This is a genomic window from Curtobacterium sp. MCBA15_008 (genome assembly GCF_001865065.1).
Classification (GTDB): Bacteria; Actinomycetota; Actinomycetes; order Actinomycetales; family Microbacteriaceae; genus Curtobacterium.
On the sequence record NZ_MJGN01000053.1, the window covers coordinates 1 to 404 of the forward strand.

Here is a 404-nt window from a genome sequence, read left to right on the forward strand (position 1 = left end):
ACTTAAAGCAAATCGTCTTTCGGGGCCAGCTAAACCGTGGCGAAGTCGCCAACGCTATCGGTATCGGAAAGAGCGCCGTGCGCCAGAATCCGGCGATAAAATCGCTGGTCCTTAAATACCTCGGGCGAATCGCCGCTTGCGGCGAGAGGGCAGAGCCCTCAATTGAAATCGAGGCTACGTCCGTTTTTTTGATAGAAGCGGGACCTTTTCAGACTGACTGTTCTTGATAAAAAGCGGACCTTTTTTTGTCGCCGAGATTCCGGGAGCTTAAGCATGCTGAGGTCGCAAAGCGGACATTAAGATTTTGGAATAACGCCTTGGCTTTGCCGCGTGCCGGAGCGACAGCGTAGGAGCGTTCGCCAACAGCCACAGGTTAGTTGATAGATGGTTATGCAACGAGGTTC

The 404-nt window shown here is 52.5% G+C and carries 1 pseudogene; it reads left to right on the top strand.

Going from position 1 to position 404, the window contains the following annotated elements:
* Positions 1-227, top strand: a pseudogene (locus BIU96_RS20135) (hypothetical protein); the annotation flags it as partial.
* Positions 228-404: the final 177 nt, after the last annotated feature.